Origin of the sequence: Chelatococcus sp. XZ-Ab1, assembly GCF_029309855.1 — a bacterium.
GTDB classification, from domain to species: domain Bacteria; phylum Pseudomonadota; class Alphaproteobacteria; order Rhizobiales; family Beijerinckiaceae; genus Chelatococcus_A; species Chelatococcus_A sambhunathii.
The window spans coordinates 272238-295341 of sequence record NZ_JARKII010000002.1 but is presented as its reverse complement, the minus strand read 5'-3'; the positions used below and the strand labels follow the sequence as shown (position 1 = coordinate 295341).

The 23104-nt window shown below is 70.0% G+C and carries 22 protein-coding genes; 20 read left to right on the top strand and 2 right to left on the bottom strand.

Annotated features, from left to right (window positions below; translation table 11 throughout):
• The first annotated feature begins 1 nt into the window (after position 1).
• Genes P2T65_RS04775 through P2T65_RS04735 form a run of 9 tightly spaced genes read left to right on the top strand, consistent with a single transcriptional unit; the run spans position 2 to position 9228 of the window.
• The gene (locus tag P2T65_RS04775) at positions 2 to 838 is read left to right on the top strand and encodes an ABC transporter permease (RefSeq protein ID WP_276199310.1); all 837 of its coding nucleotides are present in this window, start codon (positions 2 to 4) and stop codon (positions 836 to 838) included.
• A gap of 10 nt (positions 839 to 848) precedes the next feature.
• Entirely contained in the window at positions 849 to 2477 is a 1629-nt protein-coding gene (locus P2T65_RS04770; RefSeq protein WP_276199309.1) for an ABC transporter ATP-binding protein, read from the top strand.
• Positions 2478 to 2516: 39 nt separating this feature from the next.
• Positions 2517 to 3560 (top strand): histone deacetylase family protein, encoded by a 1044-nt coding sequence (locus tag P2T65_RS04765; protein WP_276199308.1) that lies wholly within the window; start codon positions 2517 to 2519, stop codon positions 3558 to 3560.
• Positions 3561 to 3565: 5 nt separating this feature from the next.
• Entirely contained in the window at positions 3566 to 4279 is a 714-nt protein-coding gene (locus tag P2T65_RS04760) for a GntR family transcriptional regulator (RefSeq protein ID WP_276199307.1), read from the top strand.
• Between the two features lie 15 nt (positions 4280 to 4294).
• Positions 4295 to 5554 carry a Zn-dependent hydrolase gene (locus tag P2T65_RS04755; RefSeq protein WP_063188947.1) on the top strand — a complete coding sequence of 420 codons (1260 nt, stop codon included), beginning with the start codon at positions 4295 to 4297 and terminating at the stop codon, positions 5552 to 5554.
• A 23-nt stretch (positions 5555 to 5577) separates the two neighbouring features.
• Positions 5578 to 6645 carry a phosphotransferase gene (locus tag P2T65_RS04750; RefSeq protein WP_276199306.1) on the top strand — a complete coding sequence of 356 codons (1068 nt, stop codon included), beginning with the start codon at positions 5578 to 5580 and terminating at the stop codon, positions 6643 to 6645.
• The gene (locus P2T65_RS04745) at positions 6642 to 7961 is read left to right on the top strand and encodes an aminotransferase class III-fold pyridoxal phosphate-dependent enzyme (RefSeq protein ID WP_276199305.1); all 1320 of its coding nucleotides are present in this window, start codon (positions 6642 to 6644) and stop codon (positions 7959 to 7961) included. Before P2T65_RS04750 ends, P2T65_RS04745 begins: the two co-directional genes overlap by 4 nt.
• Positions 7958 to 8875 (top strand): EamA family transporter, encoded by a 918-nt coding sequence (locus P2T65_RS04740; protein ID WP_276199304.1) that lies wholly within the window; start codon positions 7958 to 7960, stop codon positions 8873 to 8875. The genes P2T65_RS04745 and P2T65_RS04740 overlap by 4 nt, the downstream gene beginning before the upstream one ends.
• 23 nt (positions 8876 to 8898) lie before the next feature.
• Positions 8899 to 9228, top strand: a complete 330-nt coding sequence (locus P2T65_RS04735) for a cupin domain-containing protein (RefSeq protein WP_019403058.1) — start codon at positions 8899 to 8901, stop codon at positions 9226 to 9228.
• Positions 9229 to 9235: 7 nt separating this feature from the next.
• Here the strand turns inward: P2T65_RS04735 and P2T65_RS04730 are convergent, their stop codons facing one another.
• Complete coding sequence (locus tag P2T65_RS04730) at positions 9236 to 9715, bottom strand: Lrp/AsnC family transcriptional regulator (RefSeq protein WP_040404882.1); 480 nt, start codon at positions 9713 to 9715, stop codon at positions 9236 to 9238.
• A gap of 58 nt (positions 9716 to 9773) precedes the next feature.
• Here P2T65_RS04730 and P2T65_RS04725 point away from each other — a divergent pair, with 58 nt between their 5' ends.
• From P2T65_RS04725 to P2T65_RS04675, 11 genes are all read left to right on the top strand, one after another.
• Positions 9774 to 11240, top strand: coding sequence for a PLP-dependent aminotransferase family protein (locus P2T65_RS04725; RefSeq protein WP_276199303.1), 1467 nt, complete (start codon positions 9774 to 9776; stop codon positions 11238 to 11240).
• Positions 11241 to 11332: 92 nt separating this feature from the next.
• Positions 11333 to 12352: a hydroxyectoine utilization dehydratase EutB gene (gene eutB, locus P2T65_RS04720; protein ID WP_071924624.1), complete on the top strand. Its 1020-nt coding sequence runs from the start codon at positions 11333 to 11335 to the stop codon at positions 12350 to 12352.
• A complete protein-coding gene (gene eutC, locus P2T65_RS04715; RefSeq protein ID WP_276199302.1) occupies positions 12349 to 13362 on the top strand; it encodes an ectoine utilization protein EutC in 1014 nt (337 codons plus the stop codon). Before eutB ends, eutC begins: the two co-directional genes overlap by 4 nt.
• Positions 13359 to 14540 (top strand): ectoine hydrolase DoeA, encoded by a 1182-nt coding sequence (gene doeA / locus P2T65_RS04710; protein WP_055458748.1) that lies wholly within the window; start codon positions 13359 to 13361, stop codon positions 14538 to 14540. Before eutC ends, doeA begins: the two co-directional genes overlap by 4 nt.
• Before the next feature lie 12 nt (positions 14541 to 14552).
• Positions 14553 to 15563 carry a N(2)-acetyl-L-2,4-diaminobutanoate deacetylase DoeB gene (gene doeB, locus P2T65_RS04705; RefSeq protein ID WP_276199301.1) on the top strand — a complete coding sequence of 337 codons (1011 nt, stop codon included), beginning with the start codon at positions 14553 to 14555 and terminating at the stop codon, positions 15561 to 15563.
• Between the two features lie 119 nt (positions 15564 to 15682).
• Positions 15683 to 16534, top strand: coding sequence for an ectoine/hydroxyectoine ABC transporter substrate-binding protein EhuB (ehuB, locus tag P2T65_RS04700; protein WP_063188963.1), 852 nt, complete (start codon positions 15683 to 15685; stop codon positions 16532 to 16534).
• An 81-nt stretch (positions 16535 to 16615) separates the two neighbouring features.
• A complete protein-coding gene (gene ehuC, locus P2T65_RS04695; RefSeq protein WP_276199300.1) occupies positions 16616 to 17281 on the top strand; it encodes an ectoine/hydroxyectoine ABC transporter permease subunit EhuC in 666 nt (221 codons plus the stop codon).
• The gene (ehuD, locus tag P2T65_RS04690; protein WP_276199299.1) at positions 17278 to 17970 is read left to right on the top strand and encodes an ectoine/hydroxyectoine ABC transporter permease subunit EhuD; all 693 of its coding nucleotides are present in this window, start codon (positions 17278 to 17280) and stop codon (positions 17968 to 17970) included. Before ehuC ends, ehuD begins: the two co-directional genes overlap by 4 nt.
• Positions 17967 to 18776, top strand: a complete 810-nt coding sequence (gene ehuA, locus P2T65_RS04685; protein WP_055458753.1) for an ectoine/hydroxyectoine ABC transporter ATP-binding protein EhuA — start codon at positions 17967 to 17969, stop codon at positions 18774 to 18776. The genes ehuD and ehuA overlap by 4 nt, the downstream gene beginning before the upstream one ends.
• Before the next feature lie 129 nt (positions 18777 to 18905).
• Positions 18906 to 20414, top strand: coding sequence for an NAD-dependent succinate-semialdehyde dehydrogenase (locus tag P2T65_RS04680; RefSeq protein ID WP_276199298.1), 1509 nt, complete (start codon positions 18906 to 18908; stop codon positions 20412 to 20414).
• A gap of 14 nt (positions 20415 to 20428) precedes the next feature.
• Complete coding sequence (locus P2T65_RS04675; RefSeq protein WP_055458755.1) at positions 20429 to 21817, top strand: aspartate aminotransferase family protein; 1389 nt, start codon at positions 20429 to 20431, stop codon at positions 21815 to 21817.
• A 32-nt stretch (positions 21818 to 21849) separates the two neighbouring features.
• On the opposite strand, the gene P2T65_RS04670 is transcribed toward P2T65_RS04675, so the two are convergent.
• Positions 21850 to 23103, bottom strand: coding sequence for a glycine betaine/L-proline ABC transporter ATP-binding protein (locus tag P2T65_RS04670; RefSeq protein ID WP_055458756.1), 1254 nt, complete (start codon positions 23101 to 23103; stop codon positions 21850 to 21852).
• Between the last annotated feature and the right edge of the window lies 1 nt (position 23104).

The following is a 23104-nucleotide window of genomic DNA, read 5'->3' as shown; positions in this document are numbered from 1 at the left end:
CATGAGCTTCCTTCGCCGCTATGCGCAGAACGTCGGCGCGCTGATCGGCCTCGCGATCCTCGTGGTCGTGGTCCTCGTCGCGCTCGCCGCGCCCGTCCTCTATCCCGTCAGCCCCTGGCAGGGCGTGAGCGAGCCGCTGCTCGGCCCCTTCGAGGATCCCGCATATCCGCTCGGCACGGATCTGCTCGGCCGCGACATCGCCGCCGGCATCGCCTATGGCGCGCGCGTCTCGCTCCTCATCGGCATCATCTCGACGGCGGTCGCGGTCGTCATCGGGGTGGCGCTCGGCGCGCTCGCCGGCTTCTACGGCGGGCGCGTGGACGACATGCTGATGCGCTTCACCGAGTTCTTCCAGACCATCCCGGCCTTCGCCATGGCGGTGGTGCTGGTGGCCATCTTCAGCCCCAACATCACCTCCATCACGCTTGCCATCGCCGTCGTCTCCTGGCCGCCGGTGGCGCGGCTGGTGCGCGGCGAGTTCCTGAGCCTGCGCTCGCGCGAGTTCGTGCAGGCGGCGGTGGTTGTCGGCCAGACGGGCCCGCGCATCATGGCGACGCAGATCCTGCCCAATGCCATCTCGCCCATCATCGTCACCGCCTCGCTGATGGTCGCGACCGCCATCCTAACGGAGAGCTCCCTGTCCTTCCTCGGCCTCGGCGACCGCAACATGATGAGCTGGGGCTTCATGATCGGCGCGGCGCGCACCATGCTGCGCGAGGCCTGGTGGCTCAGCGTCTTTCCCGGTGTCGCCATTCTCGTCACGGTGCTCGCCATCAACCTGATCGGCGAGGGGCTGAACGACGCCATGAACCCCCACCTGCGCGGTCGCAAGGGGTGAGGACGAGACGATGAAGCCGACCACACCTCTCCTCAAGGTCGACAACCTGTCGATCGAGCTGCCCGCCGGTTTCGACCGCAAATATGCCGTCGAGAACCTTTCGTACACGCTCGAAGCCGGCGAGATCCTCTGCGTCGTCGGTGAATCCGGTTCCGGCAAGTCGATGACGGCCAACGCCATCATGGGGCTGCTGCCGTCCTACCTGAAGCCGTCGTCGGGCCGCGTCCTCCTCCAGGGGCGCGATCTCCTGGTCATGAGCGAAGCCGAGCTTGCGCGCGAGCGCGGCCGCACCGTCTCCATGATCTTCCAGGAGCCGTTATCTGCGCTCAATCCGCTAATGACGGTGGGCGAGCAGATCGCCGAGGTCATGTTGGTGCACGGCGAGGGCGATGCCAGGAGCCGCGATGAGCGCGTGCTCGAACTGCTGGACTACGTCGGCCTGCCGGACCCGGCGAGCCTGCGCCATTCCTATCCCTTCCGCCTCTCGGGCGGGCAGCGCCAGCGCGTCATGATCGCCATGGCGCTCGCGCTCGAGCCGGCGATGCTCATCGCCGACGAGCCGACGACGGCGCTCGACGTGACGACCCAGGCGCAGATCCTCGAGCTCATCCGCCGCATCCAGCGCGCCAAGGGCATGGGTGTGCTCTTCATCACCCACGATTTCGGCGTCGTCGCCGACATCGCCGACAAGGTGGTGGTGATGGAGAAGGGGCTCATCGTGGAGCAGGGCACGGCGGACGACGTGCTCAACCGGCCCCAGCATCCCTATACGCGCCGCCTGATCGCGGCCGTGCCGCATCCCGACGAGAGCGCCACGCGCGCCGAGGCCGCCGGCGAGCCGCTCCTCGAGGTGCGCAACCTTCAGAAGACCTACCGCAGCGGCGGTGGTCTCTTCACACGCCCGCGCATCGTCAAGGCGGTGGACGATGTCAGCTTCACCCTGCGGCGTGGCGAGACGCTCGGCGTCGTCGGCGAATCCGGCTCCGGCAAATCGACGCTCGGGCGCTGCATCCTCAAGCTCACCGACGTGGACGGCGGCGAGATCCGCTACCGCGGCAAGGACCTCGTGCCGCTCTCGCAGGCGGCCTTCCGGCCCATGCGCCGGCACCTGCAGATGGTGTTCCAGGATCCCTTTGCCTCGCTCAATCCGCGCCACACCATCGGCCGCATCCTCACGGACGGGCCGGTCGCCAACGGTGTGCCGATGGACGAGGCGCAGAAGAAGGCGCGCGACCTGCTCGCCCTCGTCGGGCTCGACCCCTCGGCCTATGACCGCTACCCGCACGAGTTCTCGGGCGGCCAGCGCCAGCGCGTCGGCATCGCCCGTGCGCTCGCGCTCGATCCCGAGCTGCTGGTGGCGGATGAGAGCGTGTCGGCACTCGACGTCTCGGTGCAGGCGCAGGTGCTCGACCTGATGCAGGACCTGCAGAAGAAGCTCGACATCGCCGTCATCTTCATCACGCACGACCTCAGGGTCGCGGCCGAGGTCTGCGACAAGATCGCGGTGATGTATCGCGGCGCCATCGTCGAAGCCGGCCCCCCGGCCGAGGTCTTCAATGCGCCGCGCCACGCCTATACGCAGAAGCTCATCGCGGCCATCCCGGGTCGCCACTGGAACCCCCGCGCCGCCGTCGCCTGACGAGGGCGGGCGCCCCGCGCAGCCAAGGAGCCGAGCGCCATGCGCGCATTTTTCCACCCGGACCAGCACCTCCACGACCCAAAGCAGTTCATGCGCGTCGGCCGCATCGCCGATCCGACCGACCTGCCGAGCCGCACGGAAGCCCTCATGGCGGCGCTGACGCGCGTCGGCATCGCGCCGCAGCTGCCGGAGGACTACGGCACCGCGCCGGCGCTCGCCATTCACGCGCCGCACTATCTCGACTTCCTCGCCATGGCCTACGAGCGCTGGGTGAAACTGCCGAACGCCGGGCCGGAGGTGCTGCCCAACGTCTCGCCCTACTGGAACGGCAGCCCCGACCGGGACGGTCGGCCGCCGTGCCGCTCCAGCCACGTCGTGGCCGAGGCCGGCTACTATCTCGGCGACCTCGCCGTGCCGCTCGGCCCGCAGACGTGGCGCTCGGCCCTCTCATCGACCCATACCGCGACGGCCGCGGCCGATGCCGTCCTTGGCGGCGAGCGCCACGCCTATGCGCTGTGCCGCCCCTCGGGCCACCACTGCCGCACGGACCGGGCCTCGGGCTTCTGCTATCTCAACAACTCGGCCATCGCCGCGCAGCGGCTGCGCTCGCGTTTCGCCAAGGTGGCGGTGCTCGATGTCGATGCCCATCACGGCGACGGCACGCAGGAGGTCTTCTATCGCCGGGCCGACGTGCTGACGGTCTCCGTCCATGCCGACCCGCAGATCTACTATCCCTTCTACATCGGCTATGCGGACGAGCGCGGCTCGGGCGAGGGCGAAGGCTTCAACCTCAACCTGCCGCTCGCCGCCGGCAGTGGTGATGAGGCGTTCCACGCCGCCGTGGCCCGCGGGCTCGAAGCGGTCTCCGCCTTCGGCGCCGAGGCGCTCGTCGTCGCCCTCGGCTACGACAGCCACCGGGCGGATCCGCTCAGCGTGCTCTCGGTCACGACGGACGGCTTTGCCGGGGTCGGCCGGCTGATCGGCGCCGCCGGCCTGCCGACCGTCGTCGTGCAGGAGGGCGGCTACCAGGTCTCCGTCATCGGCGACTGCCTCGAGCGCTTCCTGACCGGGCTTGCGGGATAGGTCCCGTGATCGTCCGCGTCCGCCATAGCGTCGGCGCGCGCGTCAGGCCCCGGGCCTTCGACGCGATCGAGCACGTGCGTCTCGGCGAGGCGGTGTACCAGCGCATCGCCGAAGCGCTGGTCAAAGGCGAACTGCGCCCCGGCGTCCGGTTGAAGATCCGCGACATTGCCGAGGAGATGGGCACGAGCGTCACCCCGGTGCGCGACGCCATCCTGCGTCTCGTGCAGGACGGGGCGCTCGTCCAGCGCAGCCCGCGCGACATCCGCGTGCCCGTGCTGGAGCGGGACGAATATCTGGAGATCCGCCGCATCCGCCTCGAGCTCGAGGGCCTTGCGGCGGAGGATGCGGCGCGCAAGGCGACGCTCGACGACATCGGGCGCCTCGCCGCCATCCTCACCGACAACGAGCGCGCCTTCGCCGAGGGGCGCCTCGACAAGGCGGTCGCGCTCAACCAGGTGTTCCACTTCGCGCTCGCCGAGATCGCCGGCCTCGGCCAGCTGCGCGCCATCCTGCACCGGCTGTGGCTGAAGATGGGGCCGGTCATCTCGGCCGCCTACGAGCGCGGCGGACGGACCATGATCGATCATCACTATGCCGTGCTCGACGCCGTGCGCCGGGCCGACCCCGCCGGGGCGCGCGCCGCCATCCAGCAGGACATCGCCTGCGGCGGGGACGTCATCCTCGGCACCGACGTGCTTGCTTCCCCTTCCGACGACTGATTTGCGAGCTCCGCCATGGCCAGCATCCCCTCGTCCCTCCCGCGTGATACGCGCATCGATGCCGAGCGCCTCTGGTCGACCATCGAGCGTTCGGCCGAGATCGGCCTCGGCCGCGAGGGCGGCCTGTCGCGCCTTGCGCTGAGCGATGCCGACAAGGAGATGCGCGACGTCTTCGTCGGCTGGTGCCGGGAGGCCGGCCTTGTCGTGACGGTCGACAAGGTCGGCAACATCTTCGCCCGCCGCGCGGGGCGCGAGAACGACCTGCCGCCGGTCGTGATGGGCAGCCACCTCGACACCCAGGCCAACGGCGGCCGCTTCGACGGCATCGTCGGCGTGCTCGGCGCGCTCGAGGTCGTGCGTCGGCTCAACGACATCGGCCACGTCACCCGCCGGCCCATCGAGATCGTCGACTGGACCAACGAGGAGGGCGGGCGCTTCTCGCCGCCGATGACGGCCTCGGGCTGCTTTGCCGGCGCCTACAGCCTCGATTTCGTGCATGGCCGGCCGGGCGACGACGGCCCGACGTTCGGCGAGGAGCTGAAGCGCATCGGCTATCTCGGCGAGGCGCCGGTCGGCGGGCGTCCGCTCGACGCCTATTTCGAGCTGCACATCGAGCAGGGGCCGATCCTTGACGCCGAAAGGATCGAGGTCGGCGTCGTCACCCACGCCTATGCCTCGCACGGCTTCCTCGTCGCCTTCCGCGGCGAGACGGCCCATACCGGGCCGTGGCCCATGGAGAAGCGGCGCAATGCCCTCGTCGCCGCCGCGCGCCTGCTCGTCGCCGTCGACGACATCGGCTGGGACCATGCCGCGACCGGCGGCAAGGCGACGGCCGCGCGTCTCACCGCCTGGCCCAACAAGGCCGGCATCCTGTCGGACTGGGCCGAATGCGTCTGCGACGTGCGCCACGACGATCCGGCGACTGCCGCGGTAATGGCCGAGCGCGTCACGCGCGCGGTCGGCGAGGCGGCGGCGCGGGCCGGCTGCGCGGCCGAGATCCTCGACCGCTGGCAATGGGGCGGCCGCATTTTCGATGCCGACATGGTCGCAGGAGTGCGCGAGACGGCGCGCAGCCTCGGCTACAGCCATCGCGACCTGCCGAGCCAGGCGGGGCACGACGCCTATTTCCTGGCACGGGTCTGCCCGACGGCGATGATATTCACGCCCTGTCGTGGCGGCATCACCCACAACAACAACGAATTCGCGAGCCGCGACGAGCTGGCCCCCGGCGTCAACGTGCTGCTGCATGCCGCCGTGGCCCGGGCCGACCGCTGAAGCGGCCGCCGCACGGAAAGAGGATGATGACGAGCCCTCGCACCCGGCCGCCGGCCGGCAATCTCCTGGCCACCGGCGTGCCGCCGCTCGACGCAGCCGAGGCGGAGCGGCTGGCGCGCGCGCATTTCGGCCTCGCCGTCACCGCCCGGCCGCTCACCGGCGAGCGCGACAGCAATTTCCTGGTCACCGATGCGGACGGCCGGCGCTTCGTGCTCAAGCTCGGCAACCCGGCGGAGGAGCGCGCGGTCATCGATTTCCAGACCCGCGCGCTGCAGCATGCGCGCTCGCGCGATCCGCGCCTGCCCCTGCCGCAGCCGGTGCCGGCGCGCGACGGCGCCCTCATGGTGGACATCCCCGGGCCGTCCGGGGCGCGCGTCCTGCGCATCCTCTCCTATCTCGACGGCCTGCCGCTGCCCGAGGCACCGTGCAGCCCGGCCCAGCGACGGGCGATCGGCGCGCTCCTGGTCCGGCTCGACGCTGCACTCGCAGACTTCACGCATCCGGCGGCCGACCACGCCCTGTTGTGGGACCTGCAGCAGGCGGCGAAGGTGCGCGAGCTCTTCGCCCACCTGCCCGCGGGGCGCGACCATGGCCTGCCCCGGCGCTTCCTCGACGCCTTCGAGGCGCACGCCCTGCCGGCATTGCCGGGCCTGCGCCGGCAGGTGATCCACAACGACGCCAATCCGCACAACCTCCTCGTGACGCGGGACGCGCCGGAGGTCGTGACGGGCCTCATCGACTTCGGCGACATGGTGCGGGCGCCGCTGGTGCAGGAGCTCGCCGTCGCCGCCGCGTACCAATTGCTCGACGAGGGTCATCCGCTCGCCGGTGCCGCCGATGTGGTGGCGGGCTTTGCGCAAGGCATGGCCCTTGAGGCAGAAGAGTTAGCGGTGCTGTTCGATCTCATCGCCACGCGGCTCGTACTCATCGTCGCCATCGGCGGCTGGCGTGCGGCGCGCTATCCGGACAACGCCGCCTATATCCTGCGCAACAACGCCGCCGCCTGGGCCGGCCTTGAGCGCCTTGCCGCGCTCACACGCGACGAGGCCCGGGCCTTCCTGGCCGCCGCTGCGAGGGGAGACAGCCCATGACCATGATCAATGCCTATGACCCCGCCGGCGCCGGAGCGGTGCCGGAACGCGAGCGGCAGATGATCGCCCGCCGCCAGCGGCTGCTGGGGCCCGCCTACCGCCTGTTCTATGAGATCCCCGTGCATGTGGTGCGCGCGGAGGGGGCGCGGCTCTACGACCCGGACGGCAACGCTTATCTCGACGTCTACAACAATGTCGCCTGCGTCGGGCACAGCCACCCGCACGTGGTGGAGGCGATCGCCCGCCAGGCGGCGGTGCTCAACACGCACACGCGCTATCTCAACGACCTCGTGCTCGACTATGCCGAGCGCCTCCTCGCCTTGTTTCCGCCCGCGCTCGCGCATGTGATGTTCACCTGCACGGGCAGCGAAGCCAATGACCTTGCCCTGCGCATCGCCCGCGCCCACACCGGCGGCACGGGGTTCATCGTCACCCGCTTCGCCTATCACGGCGTCACCGGCACGCTCGCCGGCATGTCGCCGTCGCTCGGCGAAGGCGCGCCGCTCGGCGAGGCGGTGCGCACCGTGCCGGCACCCGACAGCTATCGCACGGAGGGCGACGCCGGTGCCCGCTTCGCCCAGGACGTCGAGGCGGCGATCGCCGACATGAAGCGGGCGGGCATCCGCCCCGCCGGCCTCATCGTCGACACCATCTTCTCGAGCGACGGCATCTTTCCCGATCCCGCCGGCTTCCTCGCGCCGGCGGTGGAGGCGATCCGCCGGGCCGGCGGCGTCTTCATCGCCGACGAGGTGCAGCCCGGCTTCGGCCGCACGGGCGCGCACATGTGGGGCTTTGCCCGCCACGGCATCACGCCGGACATGGTCAGCCTCGGCAAGCCCATGGGCAATGGCCACCCGATCGCCGGGCTCGTCGTGCGCCCGGAGGTGGTGGAGACCTTCGGCCGCACGGTGCGCTACTTCAACACCTTCGGCGGCAATCCCGTCTCCTGCGCAGCGGGCATGGCGGTGCTCGACGTCATCGAGAAGGAGGGCCTCCTCGACAACGCGCGGCGCGTCGGCGCCCATCTCAGGGCAGGGCTCGACAACCTCGCCCAGCGCCACGAGGTGATCGGCGACGTGCGCGGCGCGGGACTGTTCATCGGCGTCGAGCTCGTGCGCGACCGGGCCAGCCGCGCGCCGGCGGGCGATATCGCCGCGCGTCTCGTCAACGGCCTCAGGGAGCGGCGCGTCCTCATCAGCGCCGCCGGCCCCGCCGGCAACATCCTCAAGATCCGCCCGCCGCTCGTGTTCTCCGAGGCGGACGCGGACCTCTTCCTCGCCGCCACCGACGAGGTGCTCGGCGGCCTGGCGCCATGAGCACCGCGGGCGCCGCGTCCGGCGCATCCGCCCCGGTCGCGCTCGAAGGGCGGCATATCGGGGCGGTTCTGCTGCTCGCGCTGCTGTGGGGCTTCAACTGGCCGGCGGTGCGCATCGCGCTCGACGAGATCGCGCCGTGGACGCTGCGCACCATCGGCCTCTCGCTCGGCGGGGCGGTGCTGATGGGCGTCGCCTGGATGCGCGGCCTGCCGATCGCCGTGCCGGCGCGGGCGGCGCCGGTGCTCGTCCTGACCGGCCTTCTCTCCATCGCCGCCTTCAACATCCTGCTCGCCTTCGCGCAGCTCGCCGCGCCGACCTCGCGCGCAGCGATCCTGACCTTCACCATGCCGCTGTGGGCCGCGCTCTTCGCCCGGCTGCTCCTCGGCGAGCGCCTCGACGGGCGCAAGCGCGCGGGCCTTGTGCTCGGTGTCCTCGGCCTTGCGGCGCTCGGCGTGCCGCTCGTCCTCGCCGGCGCTTGGTCCTACGGCCTCCTGCTGGCGCTCGGTGCCGGCATGGCCTGGGCGCTCGGTACCGTCATCGGCAAGCGCCATCCCGTTCCCGCCTCCGCCCTCGTCATCGCCGGCTGGCAGCTCCTCATCGGCGCCGCCGCGGCGGCCGCCGGCATGCTCGCCTTCGAGGGGCTGCCGGCGCCCGTCCTGCCGGGGCCGAAGGTGCTCGCGGCGCTCGCCTACCACGTGCTGCTGGCGCAGGCGCTCGCCTATCTCGTCTGGTTCGCGGCGCTGGCGCGCGTGCCGGCCGGCACCATGAGCCTCGGCACCCTGCTCGTTCCCGTCGTCGGCGTCCTCGGCTCCATGCTCCTCATCGGCGAGCGGCCGGCCGTCACCGACTGGCTCGGCCTTGCCCTCCTCGTCGCCGCGGCGGCAGCGGTGCTGCCCCGTCCGCGCCTGTCCTGAAACGTGTCCCGTGAGGTGATCCGATGGCTTTCAAATGCACCGTTCCCGCCGTTCCCACCGTGCAGGTCGACGACGCCAACATCCGCATCACGCGCTGGGATTTCGCGCCGGGCGCCGTGACCGGCTGGCACAGCCACGGCTGGCCCTATTTCGTCGTGCTGCTGACGGACGGCATCCTGCGCATCCACGACGGCAAGCAGGTCCACGACAACCACCTCGTCGCAGGCCAGTCCTACATGCGCCAGGCGGGCGTCGAGCACGACGTGATGAACGGCTCCGACCATCCGCTGTCCTTCATCGAGATCGAGGTGAAGAACCCGGCGGCCTTCGCAGGCACGCCCGGCCAGGGCTGATGGCGCCTTACGTGGCCGCCGCGATCTCCGCGACGCTCGGCGGGGCGGCCTTGATCGTCTTGGTCACCACATAGGTGAAATAGCGCTCGATGCCGATTTCGGCCGTCAGCAGCCGGTCGATGAGGCGCTGGTAGCTGTCGATGTCGCGCGTCATGACGCGCATGATGTAGTCGACGCCGCCGCCCGTGGCGTCGCAGGCGACGATCTGCGGCTCGCGGGCGATCGCATCCTCGAAGCGGCGGAAGTCAGCCTGCGCGTGGCTGCGCAGCGTCACCTCGACGAGCACGGTCGTGAAGCGGCCGATGCGCTCCAGGTCGAGCCGCGCCTCGTAGCCGCGGATGAGGCCGATCTCCTCGAGCCGCTTCAGCCGCTCCCAGCAGGCGGTCGGCGACAGGTTGACCGCCTCGGCGAGCCTCAGCTTCGTGATGCGCCCGTCGCGCTGCAGCACGGAAAGGATGTTGAGGTCGATCCTGTCGAGTTTTGCCATCGCGTCCCGCAGCCGGATATTGTAATGATGTCGAAGCGGCATTGTAGCGGGTCAATCCATGGTGCGACACATCGAAATTGACGCCGGCGGCGAGGCGGGCCATGGAGACGCGGCATCCGGATCGGCCGGGGGATGGCATCCGCTGCTGCCGCGCCGGCCCGGCGCGACCAAGCACAAGCTGCTCACCGAGGCGATCATCGCCGATATTGAGGCGGGCCTCCTGCCGCCGCGGGCGCGCATGCCGACGCACCGGGAGCTCGCCCGCCGCATCGGCGTCTCCGTGCAGACGGTCAGCATCAGCTACAAGGAGGCGGAGCGGCTCGGCTACCTGAGCGGTGAGGTAGGGCGCGGCACCTTCGTGCGCAGCCGCATCACCGAGCAGGCCGACCGCTTCATGCTCGACCGCAGCCCGGGCGACAAGGCGGACCTGTCCATCATCCGCGCCGTCTATACGGAGGCGCACGAGCGCGCCTCGCGGGCCATGATGACCGCGCTCGCCGAGGCGGACAACAGCGCCTTCATGCGCCCGTGCCGACCGATCGCCGGGCTTGATGCGCATCGCGCCGCCGGCCAGCAATGGGTGGCGCGGCTTGGCGTCGGCACCGACCGCAACCGCATCCTCATCACCAACGGCGCGGCGCACGGCCTCTTCCTGGCCGTCGCCGCCGTGGTGCGGCGCGGCGACGTGGTGCTGACGGAGAGCCTGACCGACCACGGCATCATCGGCCTTGCCAACGTGCTCGGCTTCACCTTGCGCGGCCTGCCGACCGACGGGGAAGGCGTGCTGGTGGAGGCCTTCGAGGCCGCCTGCCGCAGCGGGGACGTCGCCGCGCTCGTCATGGTGCCCACCCTCGGCAATCCGACGAGCCACGTGGCCGGAGCCGAGCGGCGCCGGCAGATCGCCGAGGTGGCGCGCCGGCATGGCGTCTTCGTCATCGAGGACGAGGTCTACAAGCCGCTGGTCGCCGAGCCGTTGCCGGCCTATGCCGAACTCCTGCCGGACCTCGCCTTCTTCGTCACGAGCTTCACCAAGTCGGTGCTGACGGGGCTGCGCGTGGGCTATCTCGTGGTGCCGCCGCAATATGCCATCCGCGTTGCCAGCATCCTGCGCGTGACGAGCTGGAGCGCCACCAACCTTGCGGCGGAGATCGCGACGCGCTGGGTGGAGGATGGCACGGCGGACGAACTCGTGGTCCTGCAACGGGCCGAGGCCCGGGCGCGTCAGGCAATCGTCGCCGATGTACTCGGCGCCTATGTGGCCGGCAGCCATCCGCTCTCGCTCAGCGCCTGGCTCGCCGTGCCGCCGCACTGGAGCGAGGAGGGGCTCGTGCGCCAGCTGGCGCGCCGCGGCATCGCGGTGACGCCTTCCGATCCCTTTGTTGCCGGTGAGGAGCGGCCGGCAGGCGGCATCCGCATCTGCCTCGGCGGTCGGCTGTCGCACGCGGCCCTGCGCGAGACGCTGGAGGCGGTACGCGATACCTTTGCCCAATTGCCGCCGATTTACGACGTCGATGCCATCGCCTGACGAAAAATTGTAATGATTTAATGTTTTGATTGACATGATACATGCGCGGTCCGAGCATGCTCCCGAACCAGTGACGGGAGCTGCCTTCCCCCATGTCATCTGTCGGGTCCAGGTCAATCGACGCGCCACCCATCGACGCTCTGCCGGTCGGCCTCGCCGCTATCCGGCACGCGCGGGGCGCGCTTGCAGGGAAGGTGGTGGCGACGCCGCTGGCGCATTCGCCGAGCCTGACGCGGCGGCTGGGCGCGCCCGTCTTCCTCAAGCTCGACAGCCGGCAGGAAACCGGCAGCTTCAAGTTGCGCGGCGCCACCAACGCGCTCCTTGCGCTTGGTGATGATGCGCGTCGGCGCGGCGTCGCGACGGCCTCGACCGGCAACCACGGCCGCGCGCTCGCCCATGCGGCGAAGGCGCTCGGTATCCGCGTTGTCGTCTGCCTCTCGGCCCTCGTACCGGCCAACAAGGTTGAGGCCGTGCGGGCGCTCGGCGCCGAGGTGCGCATCGTCGGCCGCTCGCAGGACGACGCCCAGGTCGAGGTCGATCGCCTCGTGCGCGAGGAGGGGCTGACGGCCATCCCGCCCTTCGATCATCCGGACGTCATCGCGGGCCAGGGCACCCTCGGCCTCGAGGTGGTGGAGGAGCTGCCGGAGCTTGCCACACTGCTCGTGCCGCTCTCCGGCGGCGGGCTCGCGGCGGGCGTTGCGGCGGCGGTCAAGGGCGTGAAGCCGTCCGTGCGCGTGATCGGCATCTCCATGGCGCGCGGCGCGGCCATGCAGGCGAGCCTCGCGGCCGGCCGGCCTGTCGCCGTGGAGGAGGTGGAGACGCTGGCCGATTCCCTCGGCGGCGGTATCGGGCTTGCCAACCGCTACACCTTCGCCATGTGCCAGGCGCTGCTCGACGATGTCGTGCTCATCGACGAGGCGGAGATCGCCGCCGGCATCCGCCACGCCTTCCACGCGGAGGGCGAGGTGGTGGAGGGCGCGGGTGCGGTCGGGGTCGCCGCCATCCTCGCCGGCCGGATCGCGGCTGACGGCCCGGTCGTCGCGCTCGTCACGGGGCGCAACATCGATCCGGAGCGCCATCGCGCCATCGTCGCGCAAGGAGATGCCGCATGAGCCGCATGCTGATCCTCGGCGAGGCCGAGCTGCGCCGCATCGTCGCCCTCGACAGGAGCGCCGTCGACGCGGTGGAGGGGGCCTTCGCCGCGCTCGCGACGAAGGCGGTGGCGATGCCGCCGATCATGCGCATCGATATCCCCGAACACCGCGGGGAGGTGGACGTGAAGAGCGCCTACGTGCCCGGTCTCGGCAGCTTCGCCATCAAGGTGAGCCCCGGCTTCTTCGACAATCCGAAGATCGGCCTGCCGAGCCTCAACGGGCTCATGATGCTCTTCTCCGCCCATACCGGGCTCGTCGAGGCGCTGTTCCTCGACAACGGCTATCTGACCGACGTGCGCACCGCTGCAGCCGGCGCGGTGGCGGCCACACACCTCGCCCGGCCCGATGCGCGCGTCGCCGCCATCCTCGGCGCCGGCGTGCAGGCGCGCCTGCAGCTCGAGGCGCTGACGCTGGTAAGGCCGATCGCCGAGGCGCGCATCTGGGCGCGGGACGCGGAGAAGGCGCGCGAGACGGCGGCAGCCATGGCCGACAAGCTCGGCATCGCCGTGACGGCTATGGTGGATCCCGAGAGCGCCGTGACCGGCGCCGATGTGATCGTCACCACGACGCCGGCCGAGACGCCGATCCTCCAGGCGGCCTGGCTTTGCCCCGGCCAGCATGTCACGGCCATGGGTTCGGACGCCGAGCACAAGAACGAGATCGACCCGGTGGTCTTCGGCCGGGCCACCTATGTCGCCGACAGCCTGAAGCAGACGCGCCGGCTCGGCGAACTTCACCATGCCATCGCCGCCGGCGTCGTCACCGACGAGGCGATCTTTGCCGAGCTCGGCGCCGTCGTCGCGGGCCTCGTTCCGGGCCGGCGGAGCGAGGACGAGATCACTTTGTGCGACCTGACGGGCACGGGCGTGCAGGACACGGCTATCGCCATCCTCGCCCACCGCCGCGCGGTGGAGGCGGATGCCGGCATGGCCTTCGACACAACGACAGGGACGGGAGCGGACGCGTGAGCGCAGCCACACTCAACTTCTCGCGGGAGGAATATGCCGCGCGCCTCGCCAAGACGCGGGCGGCGATGGAGAAGGCGGGCATCGATCTCCTGATCGTCACCGACCCGTCCAACATGCACTGGCTGACGGGCTACGACGGCTGGTCCTTCTACGTGCACCAGTGCGTGCTCGTTGCCGGCGACGGCGAGCCGGTCTGGTACGGCCGCACGCAGGATGCCAATGGCGCCAGGCGCACGGCCTGGATCGGCAATGACAACATCCTCGCCTATCCGGACCACTACGTGCAGTCCACCGAGCGGCATCCGATGGATCTGCTGTCTGAGATCATCACCGATCGCGGCTGGGGCAATGCCGTCGTCGGCGTCGAGATGGACAATTACTATTTCAGCGCCGCTGCCTATGCCTCGCTGCAGAGGCACCTGCCGAACGCGCGCTTCAAGGATGCGACGGCGCTCGTCAACTGGCAGCGCGCAGTGAAGAGCCCGACCGAGCTTGACTACATGCGCAAGGCTGGCCGCATCGTCGAGAAGATGCACGCGCGCATCCTCGAGGTCGTGAAGCCCGGCCTGCGCAAGAGCGACCTCGTCGCCGAGATCTACGACGCCGGCATTCGCGGCGCAGACGGCTACGGCGGCGACTATCCCGCCATCGTGCCGCTCCTGCCCTCGGGCGCCGATGCCTCCGCTCCGCACCTGACCTGGGACGACGCGCCGATGCGCGCGGGCGAGGGCACCTTCTTCGAGATTGCCGGCTGCTACAGGCGCTATCACTGCCCCCTGTCGCGCACTGTCTTCCTCGGCAAGCCGACTGAGGCCTTCCTCGATGCGGAGAAGGCGACGCTCGAGGGCATGGAGGCGGGGCTTGCCGCGGCGAAACCCGGCAACACCTGCGAGGACATCGCCAATGCCTTCTTCGCGGTGCTCCGGCGCTACGGCATCGTCAAGGACAATCGCACAGGCTATCCGATCGGCCTCAGCTATCCGCCCGACTGGGGCGAGCGCACCATGAGCCTCAGGCCCGGCGACCGCACGGTGCTGGAACCGGGCATGACCTTCCACTTCATGACAGGGCTGTGGCTCGATGACATGGGCCTCGAGATCACCGAGAGCATCGTCATCACCGACGACGGCGTCGCGTGCCTGTCGAACGTGCCGCGCCAGCTCTTCGTCAGGGACTGAAGACCCGTGCTCATGAACCCTGCTTCGCGCCCCTCACCGGTCGTGCCGACCGTCGACCTTGCCGCTCCCGGCGTGCGGCACGGACACCTGCGCCTGCCCTACAGCCGCGACGACAGCGCCTGGGGCTCCGTGATGATTCCGATCACCGTCGTCGTGGGCGGCGAAGGGCCGACGGCGCTCCTCACCGGCGGCAATCACGGCGACGAATACGAGGGGCCGGCGGCGCTCTTCGACCTCGCGCAGCGCCTCACGCCGGAGGCGGTGAGCGGGCGTGTCATCATCGTGCCGGCCATGAACTACCCGGCCTTTGCGGCCGGTACGCGCACCTCGCCCATCGACCGCGGCAATCTCAACCGCTCCTTCCCCGGCCGGCCCGACGGCACGGTCACGGAGAAGATCGCCGACTACTTCACCCGCCATCTCGTGCCGCTCGCCGATATCGTGCTCGATTTCCACTCCGGCGGGCGCACGCTCGATTTTGTCCCCTATGCGGCCGCGCACGAACTGCCCGACAAGGCGCAGGAGGCGCGCTGCTTCGCGGCAGTGGCCGCCTTCGGCGCTCCCTATTCGATGCGCATGCGCGAGATCGACGCGGTCGGCATGTACGACACGACCGTCGAGGAGATGGGGAAGGTCTTCGTCACCACCGAGCTCGGCGGTGGCGGCACCGCGAGCGCGCGCACCATTGCCATCGCCCGGCGCGGCGTCGCCAACGTGCTGCGGCACGCCGGCATCCTCGCTGGACCGCCCGAGCCGGCCGCGAGCCGCTTCCTGGACATGCCGTCGGACGACTGCTTTGTCTTCGCCGAGGAGGCGGGCCTCGTCGCCTTCGCCAGGGACCTCGGCGAGGAGGTTTCGGAAGGGGAGGTGGTCGCGCTGATCCACCCCATCGCGCGCACCGGGCTCGCCCCCCTCGCGATGCGCGCGAAGCACGGCGGGATCCTCGCCGCGCGGCATTTCCCCGGCCTCGTCAAGCCGGGCGACTGCCTCTTCGTCACCGCAACGGTCGAGGAGGCGCCCTGACCCGTTCGCCGCCCTGGAGCCGCAAGGGCTTCAGGGCGGCCAAGCCATTTCCGCCGGCGGCAGCGCCGAAAGCCGAGCCAATCGGCATGCGGATGATTGAAGACCAGAGGAGAAGATCGATGAAACTGTCTCTTGCCACCGGTGCCGCCGCCGTTGCTCTCGTTCTCGGCCTTGGCACCGCGCAGGCCGCGAGCCTCGATGACATCAAGTCTCAGGGTTACATCCGCGCCGCCACTGCCAACGAGGTGCCCTACGGCTACATGACCCCCGACGGCGCCGCCGCCGGCATCGGGCCAGAAGTCGCCATCGCCGTGCTGAAGCGCATGGGCATCACCGAGATCAACTGGACGGTGACGCCCTTCGGCACCCTCATCCCCGGCCTCAAGGCCAACCGCTATGACTTCGTCGCGGCCGAGCAGAACATCTCGCCCGAGCGCTGCAAGCAGGTGGCCTTCACGGAGCCGAACTCGAGCTACGGCGAGGGCCTGCTCGTCAAGAAGGGCAACCCCAAGGGCCTGACGACCTACGCCGACATCGCCAAGGACCCGTCGCTGAAGGTGGCCGTCGTCTCCGGCGCCAACAACATCGACTTCCTGCGTGCCGTCGGCGTCAAGGACGAGCAGGTGGTGTTCATCACGGCCAATGCCGATGCGCTCGCCACCGTGCAGAGCCGCACCGATGCCTATGCGGCGACCGAGCTCACCGTCGCCAACCTCGCCAAGGGCCAGGGGGCGGTCGAGCAGGTGAAGCCCTTTACCGACCCGGTCGTCGACAACAAGCCGGTGCGCAACTACGGCGGCTTCGCCTTCCGTCCCGAGGACAAGGATCTTCACGACGCCTTCAACAGGGAGCTCGTCGCGTTCCGCAAGACGGACGAGTACAAGAAGATCCTCGCCTCCTACGGCCTCAGCGAGGAGAGCATCAAGGCGGCGTCCGAGAAGAACGTCGCCGACTTGTGCGCCGGCAAGTGAGCCTCGGCTAGAGCGCAGCGTCGCGTCCGGGCGGGCCGGACGCGACATTCCCGTCCACGATGTCCGACCGGGAGGGCCGTGATGGACTGGCTCACCTATCTGCCATCCCTGGCGCAGGGCGCCCTCGTGACCGCATGGATCACGCTGGCCTCCATCGCCATCGGGGCGGCGCTCGCCTTTGCCGCCGGCATCGCCCGCGTCGAGGGCGGGCGCGCCGTCTCGACGCTCGCGCTGTGCTACACCGAGGTGTTTCGCGGCACCTCCCTGCTCGTGCAGCTCTTCTGGCTCTATTACGCCCTGCCGCTGGTCGGCCTATCCTTCGATCCGGTGACGACGGGCATCGTCGGCCTGTCGCTCCACGTCGGCGCCTATGGCTCGGAGATTGTGCGCGGGGCGCTCAGCGCCGTGCCGGTGGCACAGCGCGAGGCAGCGCGTGCGCTCAATTTCGGGCGCGTGCACACGCTTGTGCGCATCTGCCTGCCGCAGGCCATCGTCGAGATGACGCCGGCCTTCGGCAATCTCGCCATCGAGACGCTGAAGCTCTCCTCGCTCGTTTCGCTCATCTCCATCGCGGACCTGACCTTCCGCGCTCAGTCCATCCGCAACATCACCCTCGACAGCGCCACCGTCTACACGCTGACGCTCGTCGGCTACTTCCTGATGTCGCTGGTGCTCATGCTCGCCATGCGGCTCATCGAGCGGATGGTGCGGCGCGGGGCGGCCTTTCCGAGGGCGGCGCACGCATGATGTACGGCTACGCCTGGGACCTCACGACGCCGCTCACCTACGCGGCGTCCATCCTGCCGATCCTGCTGATCGGCCTCACCGTCACGCTGCAGGCGGCGGCGGCCGGCTTCGCGCTCGCCCTCGTGCTCGGCCTCGTCTTCGCGCTCCTGCGCCGCAGCCGCATCAAAGCGGTGGCCCTGGCGACGGCCTTCGTCGTCGAGTTCCTGCGCGACACGCCGCTTCTGGTGCAGCTCTTCTTCCTCTACTACGTGCTGCCCGACTACGGCATCACGCTGCCGGCCTTCCTCACCGGCGTCATCGCGCTCGGCCTGCAATATTCCGCCTATACGTCCGAGGTCTATCGCGGCGGCATCGAGGCCATCCCGCGCGGGCAATGGGAGGCGGCGACGGCGCTCAACATGACGCGCTGGCAGACCTATCGCGACATCGTCATCCCGCAGATGGTGCCGCGCATCGTCCCCACCATGGGAAACTACCTCGTCGCCATGCTCAAGGAGACGCCCGTGCTCTCCGTCGTTACCGTGCTCGAGATGCTCGGCCTCGCCAACATGATCGGCGAGCGCACCTTCGAATATCTCGTGCCCCTGTCGATGGTCGGCATCATCTTCCTTCTGCTTACCCTCATCTGCTCGGCCGGCATCCATCGACTTGAGAAGGTGCTGCCGAAAGCCGGGATACCGCTGCGATGAACAAGGTCCTTGCACAACAGCCGGATGCGGCGAGCGCCGCCGCTACTCCCGTCATCGAGTTCCGGGGTGTCACCAAGCGCTTCGGCGCGCTCACCGTGCTCGACGACTTCAACTTCGCCGTCGCGCCGGGCGAGAAGGTGACGCTCATCGGCCCCTCGGGCTCGGGCAAGTCGACGGTGCTGCGCATTCTCATGACGCTGGAGCCGTTCCAGGAAGGGCAGCTGACGCTCGCCGGCATTCCCTATCACGAACCGCACGGCAAGGGCCCCTTCCGCGCCAGCGACCGGCACCTGCACCAGATCCGCAGCCACGTCGGCATGGTGTTCCAGAGCTTCAATCTCTTCCCGCACATGAGCGTGCTGCGCAACGTCACCGAGGCGCCGGTCGCCGTGCTCGGCCTGTCGCGTGCCGAGGCCGAGTGCCGTGCCATCGACCTGCTGCGCATGGTCGGCCTCGCCGACAAGAAGGACCATTATCCCGCTCAGCTCTCCGGCGGGCAGCAGCAGCGCGTCGCGATCGCCCGCGCGCTCGCCATGCGCCCGCGCGTGCTGCTGTTCGACGAGCCGACCTCGGCGCTCGACCCGCAGCTCGTCGGCGAGGTGCTCGGCGTCATCCGCAACCTCGCCAGCGAGCACGACCTCACCATGCTGCTCGTCACGCACGAGATGCGCTTCGCGCGCGAGGTGTCGGACCGGGTCTGCTTCTTCGACAAGGGCCGCATCGTCGAGGAGGGCGAGCCCGAGCGCATCTTCACGGCCCCGGCCGAGCCGCGCACGCGCGAGTTCCTGCAGTCGGTGCTCGGCTGAGGTGGCGAAAATTTTTCGCCCTCGGGCCGAAATACCGAAACTTCGTCGGCGGCGGGAGGCGAGAAAGGACCAAGTCTCGGCGTCGCCGCGGCTAGCCTCGCGGTGAAGGACTTCGCCGGAGGAGAACCCATGAACGCCCATGCCGCGACGGCTCATGCCGAGCAGCACCCCCAGCACCACCCGGGCTACGGCCGCCTGAAGGACCCGCGACTCATGCGCACGCTCGGCTATGTCGACGGGCGCTGGACGGCGGCGCCCGACGGTGCCGTCTTCGATGTGAACGATCCCGCCGACGGCACGCTCGTCGCCCGTGTTGCGGCGCTCGGGGCCGATGCCGCCGATGCGGCCGTTGCGGCGGCGCATCGCGCCTTCCCCGCCTGGCGAGCGCTGCTGCCGCAGGAGCGGGCGGCGCGGCTCGGAACCTGGTACGACCTCATCATGGCGGCGCGCGAGGACCTCGCCGTCATCATGGTGATGGAGCAGGGCAAGCCTCTCGCCGAGGCCCGCGGCGAGATCGACTATGCCGCCTCCTTCGTCGCCTGGTATGCGGAAGAGGCCGTGCGGGTGAATGTCGAGGGCGTTACCAGCCATCTGGCCCACGCGGAGATGATGGTGCGGCGCGAGCCGGTCGGCGTCGCCGCGTTGCTGACGCCGTGGAACTTCCCCTCCGCCATGCTGACGCGCAAGGCGGCCGCAGCGCTCGCCGCCGGCTGCACTGTGGCCGCCCATCCCTCCTCCTACACGCCCTTGTCGGCGCTGGCGCTCGCCGAGCTCGGCGAGCGGGCCGGCCTGCCCGGGGGCGTCTTCAACATCGTGACGGGCGATGCGGCCACCATCGCCGGGCGCTTCTGCGAGGACGAGCGGGTGCGCGCGGTGAGCTTCACCGGCTCGACCGAGATCGGCCGGCAGGTGGCGATGAAGGCCGCCGCCGGCATGAAGCGGCTGGTGCTGGAACTCGGCGGGCACGCCCCGCTCATTATCTTCGACGACGCCGACCTCGACCGTGCCGTTGCCATCGCGATCGACGCCAAATTCGCCACCTCGGGGCAGGACTGCCTCGCCGCCAACCGCATCTATGTCCAGCGCGGCCTCTACGCGGCCTTCTGCGAGCGCTTCGCCGCCCGGGTGAGGACGCTCAAGGTCGGTCCCGGCCTCGCGTCCGGGACCGATATCGGCCCCCTGATGCATGCGCGCGCGGTCGCCAAGGCCAAGGCACATGTGGACGATGCCGTGCGGCGCGGGGCGCGCTGCCTCGCGGGCGGGGAGGCGGAGGACGGCACGCTGTTCTTCCAGCCGACAGTGCTCGTCGATGTGCCGGACGAAGCGGCCATCATGCGCGAGGAGACATTCGCGCCGGTCGCCCCCGTCACGTCCTTCGACGACGAAGCGGAGGTGATCGTCCGGGCGAATGCCAGCGACTATGGCCTTGCCGCCTATGTGGTGACGCGGGACGGGGCGCGGGCCCTGCGTCTCGGCCGGGCGCTCGACTACGGCATGGTGGCCGTCAACCGCGTCAAGCTTACCGGCCCGCCCGTGCCCTTCGGCGGTGTCAAGCTCTCCGGTCTCGGCCGCGAGGGCTCGCGCCACGGCCTCGAAGCCTTCACGGATCTCAAATACCTCTGCCTCGACCTTTCTTGATCCCGGAGACGACCATGCTCGACAAGACCATCCTGCCCGACAACGAACTCACCGCCTGGGACCGGGACCACTTCTTCCACCCGTCGACCCACATGGGCCAGCACGCCCGTGGCGAGAGCCCTAACCGCATCATCGCCGGCGGCGAGGGCGTCCATATCGTCGACCGGCAGGGCCGGCGCAGCCTCGACGCCTTCGCCGGGCTCTACTGCGTCAATGTCGGCTACGGCCGGGAGAAGATCGCCGAGGCCATCGCCGAGCAGGCGGCGAAGCTGCCCTATTATCACGCCTATGTCGGCCACGGCTCCGAGCCGTCGATCCGCCTCGCCAAGATGATCATCGACCGCGCGCCGCAGGGCATGGGCCGCGTCTTCTTCGGCCTCTCGGGCTCGGATGCCAACGAGACCAATGTCAAGCTCGTCTGGTACTACAACAACGTGCTCGGCCGGTCTCAGAAGAAGAAGATCATCTCGCGCTGGCGCGGCTATCACGGCTCCGGCCTGATGACCGGCAGCCTCACGGGCCTTGCAGCCTTCCACAACCAGTTCGACCTGCCGCTGCCGCCGGTGCTGCACACCGAGGCGCCGTACTACTTCCGCCGCCCCGACCGGAGCATGAGCGAGGACCAGTTCTCGACCTGGTGCGCCGAGAGGCTCGAGGCGCTGATCCTCGCCGAGGGGCCGGAAACGGTGGCGGCCTTCATCGGCGAGCCGGTACTCGGCACGGGCGGCATCGTGCCGCCGCCGGCCGGCTACTGGGAGAAGATCCAGGCCGTGCTCGCCAAGTACGACATCCTGCTCATCGCCGACGAGGTGGTGACCGGCTTCGGGCGCCTCGGCTCGATGTTCGGCTCCGACCACTACGGCATCCGGCCGGACCTCATCACCATCGCGAAGGGGCTGACCTCGGCCTATGCGCCGCTCTCGGGCGTCATCGTGTCGGAGAAGGTGTGGCGCGTGCTCGAGGAGGGCTCGGACAAATTCGGTCCCATCGGCCACGGCTGGACCTATTCGGCCCACCCGCTCTGCGCCGCGGCAGGCGTCGCCAATCTCGAGCTCGTCGACGAGCTCGGCCTCGTCGCCAATGCGGCGGAGGTCGGCGCCTATTTCGTGAAGAACCTCAAGGAGGCGCTCGTCGACCATCCCCATGTCGGCGAGGTGCGCGGGGAGGGGCTGCTCGCCGCCGTCGAGCTCGTGAAGGACAAGCACGACCGCGCCTTCTTCGCGGCGGACGAGAAGGTCGGGCCGCGCGTCGCGGCAGCGCTTCTCGATCGCGGCGTCATCGGCCGCGCCATGCCGCAGGGCGACATCCTCGGCTTTGCGCCGCCGCTGTGCCTGACGCGCGCGGAGGCGGATGTGGTCGTCGCCGCGGCGAAGGCGGCGGTGGAGGCCGTGCTGCCGCGGTGAAACGACGGGGCGGGCCGCCGGCCAGCCCCCGCTCACGCCGCGCTGTCGATATCGGCGCGGCGGCCCACCTCCTGGCCGGCGGTCGCAGTCTCGACGAGATCCGCCTGGGTGCGCTCGCTGACGAGCACCTCGCTCACGCTTTCGGGGCGGACGATGCCGGCAAGTTCCCCGTCCTCGGTGACGACCGGCAGCGGATGGGGACTTTCGAGCAGCGTCGGGATGGCGCTCTCGATGGCCGTATCGGCGGTGACGGCGGGATGGGCCTCGGCCACGGCGGCGACGGCTTCTCCGGTGCCCTGCGTTACCGCCGCGCGCTCCAGCCCTTCCTTCGTCACCACGCCGGCAAAACGCCCGTCGTCGACCACGTAGGCGACGTCGGATTTGGTGCGGCGCATGGCGGCGAGCGCCTCGCCGATGCTCTCCTCGCTGAGGCGCAGGGCCGGCGGCTGCATCAGGCTGTCGACGGTCAGCGCGCGGGCGCGGTTCACGTCGCGCACGAAGGCCTCGACGTAAGGGTCTGCCGGGGAAAGCAGGATGTCGGTAGGCGTGCCCACCTGCACGAGCCGCCCGTCCTTCAGGATGGCGATGCGGTCGGCGAGGCGCAGCGCCTCGTCGAGATCGTGGGTGATGAAGACGATGGTCTTGCCCGTGGCGCGCTGCAGGGCGACGAGCTCGTCCTGCAATTCGCTGCGGATGAGCGGGTCGAGCGCGGAGAAGGCCTCGTCCATGAGGATGATGTCGGTATCGGCGGCGAGCGCGCGGGCGAGGCCGACGCGCTGTTGCATGCCGCCCGACAGCTCCCCGGGATAGCGGTCCTCGTAGCCCTTGAGGCCGACGCGCTCCAGCCACTCCTGCGCGCGCGCCTCGCGCTCGGCCCTGGGCAGGCCGCGGATCTCGAGGCCGTAGGCGGCATTCTCGAGCACCCGCCGGTGCGGCAGCAGGCCGAAGCGCTGGAAGACCATGGCGATGCGCCGGCGGCGCAGGGCGATGAGCTCCTTCTTCGACAGGGCCATGATGTCCGTGCCGTCGATGCGCACCGCCCCGGCGGTCGAATCGATCAGCCGGTTGATGTGGCGCACCAGCGTCGACTTGCCCGAGCCGGACAGGCCCATGACGACGAAGATCTCGCCCGCCTCGATGGAGAGCGTGATGTCGTCGAGGCCGAGGACGTGGTTCGTCTCGGCGAGCAGGGCCTTCTTGTCGGCCCCGGCGCGCACGCGCGCGAGGGCTCCTTCGGGATCGTTGCCGAAGATGGTGACGACATGGTCGAGTTCGATGAGCGGCATG

Bases quoted from the DNA above. Each gene is read 5' to 3' on its own strand.
- ehuD (WP_276199299.1), top strand. From the start codon at position 17,278: ATGATGTACGGCTACGCCTGGGACCTCACGACGCCGCTCACCTACGCG.
- P2T65_RS04755 (WP_063188947.1), top strand. From the start codon at position 4,295: ATGGCCAGCATCCCCTCGTCCCTCCCGCGTGATACGCGCATCGATGCC.
- P2T65_RS04765 (WP_276199308.1), top strand. From the start codon at position 2,517: ATGCGCGCATTTTTCCACCCGGACCAGCACCTCCACGACCCAAAGCAG.
- ehuC (WP_276199300.1), top strand. From the start codon at position 16,616: ATGGACTGGCTCACCTATCTGCCATCCCTGGCGCAGGGCGCCCTCGTG.
- P2T65_RS04680 (WP_276199298.1), top strand. From the start codon at position 18,906: ATGAACGCCCATGCCGCGACGGCTCATGCCGAGCAGCACCCCCAGCAC.
- eutB (WP_071924624.1), top strand. From the start codon at position 11,333: ATGTCATCTGTCGGGTCCAGGTCAATCGACGCGCCACCCATCGACGCT.
- P2T65_RS04745 (WP_276199305.1), top strand. From the start codon at position 6,642: ATGACCATGATCAATGCCTATGACCCCGCCGGCGCCGGAGCGGTGCCG.
- P2T65_RS04675 (WP_055458755.1), top strand. From the start codon at position 20,429: ATGCTCGACAAGACCATCCTGCCCGACAACGAACTCACCGCCTGGGAC.
- P2T65_RS04735 (WP_019403058.1), top strand. From the start codon at position 8,899: ATGGCTTTCAAATGCACCGTTCCCGCCGTTCCCACCGTGCAGGTCGAC.
- P2T65_RS04770 (WP_276199309.1), top strand. From the start codon at position 849: ATGAAGCCGACCACACCTCTCCTCAAGGTCGACAACCTGTCGATCGAG.
- doeB (WP_276199301.1), top strand. From the start codon at position 14,553: ATGAACCCTGCTTCGCGCCCCTCACCGGTCGTGCCGACCGTCGACCTT.
- ehuA (WP_055458753.1), top strand. From the start codon at position 17,967: ATGAACAAGGTCCTTGCACAACAGCCGGATGCGGCGAGCGCCGCCGCT.
- P2T65_RS04775 (WP_276199310.1), top strand. From the start codon at position 2: ATGAGCTTCCTTCGCCGCTATGCGCAGAACGTCGGCGCGCTGATCGGC.
- P2T65_RS04740 (WP_276199304.1), top strand. From the start codon at position 7,958: ATGAGCACCGCGGGCGCCGCGTCCGGCGCATCCGCCCCGGTCGCGCTC.
- ehuB (WP_063188963.1), top strand. From the start codon at position 15,683: ATGAAACTGTCTCTTGCCACCGGTGCCGCCGCCGTTGCTCTCGTTCTC.
- P2T65_RS04725 (WP_276199303.1), top strand. From the start codon at position 9,774: ATGGTGCGACACATCGAAATTGACGCCGGCGGCGAGGCGGGCCATGGA.
- P2T65_RS04750 (WP_276199306.1), top strand. From the start codon at position 5,578: ATGATGACGAGCCCTCGCACCCGGCCGCCGGCCGGCAATCTCCTGGCC.
- eutC (WP_276199302.1), top strand. From the start codon at position 12,349: ATGAGCCGCATGCTGATCCTCGGCGAGGCCGAGCTGCGCCGCATCGTC.
- P2T65_RS04670 (WP_055458756.1), bottom strand. From the start codon at position 23,103: ATGCCGCTCATCGAACTCGACCATGTCGTCACCATCTTCGGCAACGAT.
- P2T65_RS04730 (WP_040404882.1), bottom strand. From the start codon at position 9,715: ATGGCAAAACTCGACAGGATCGACCTCAACATCCTTTCCGTGCTGCAG.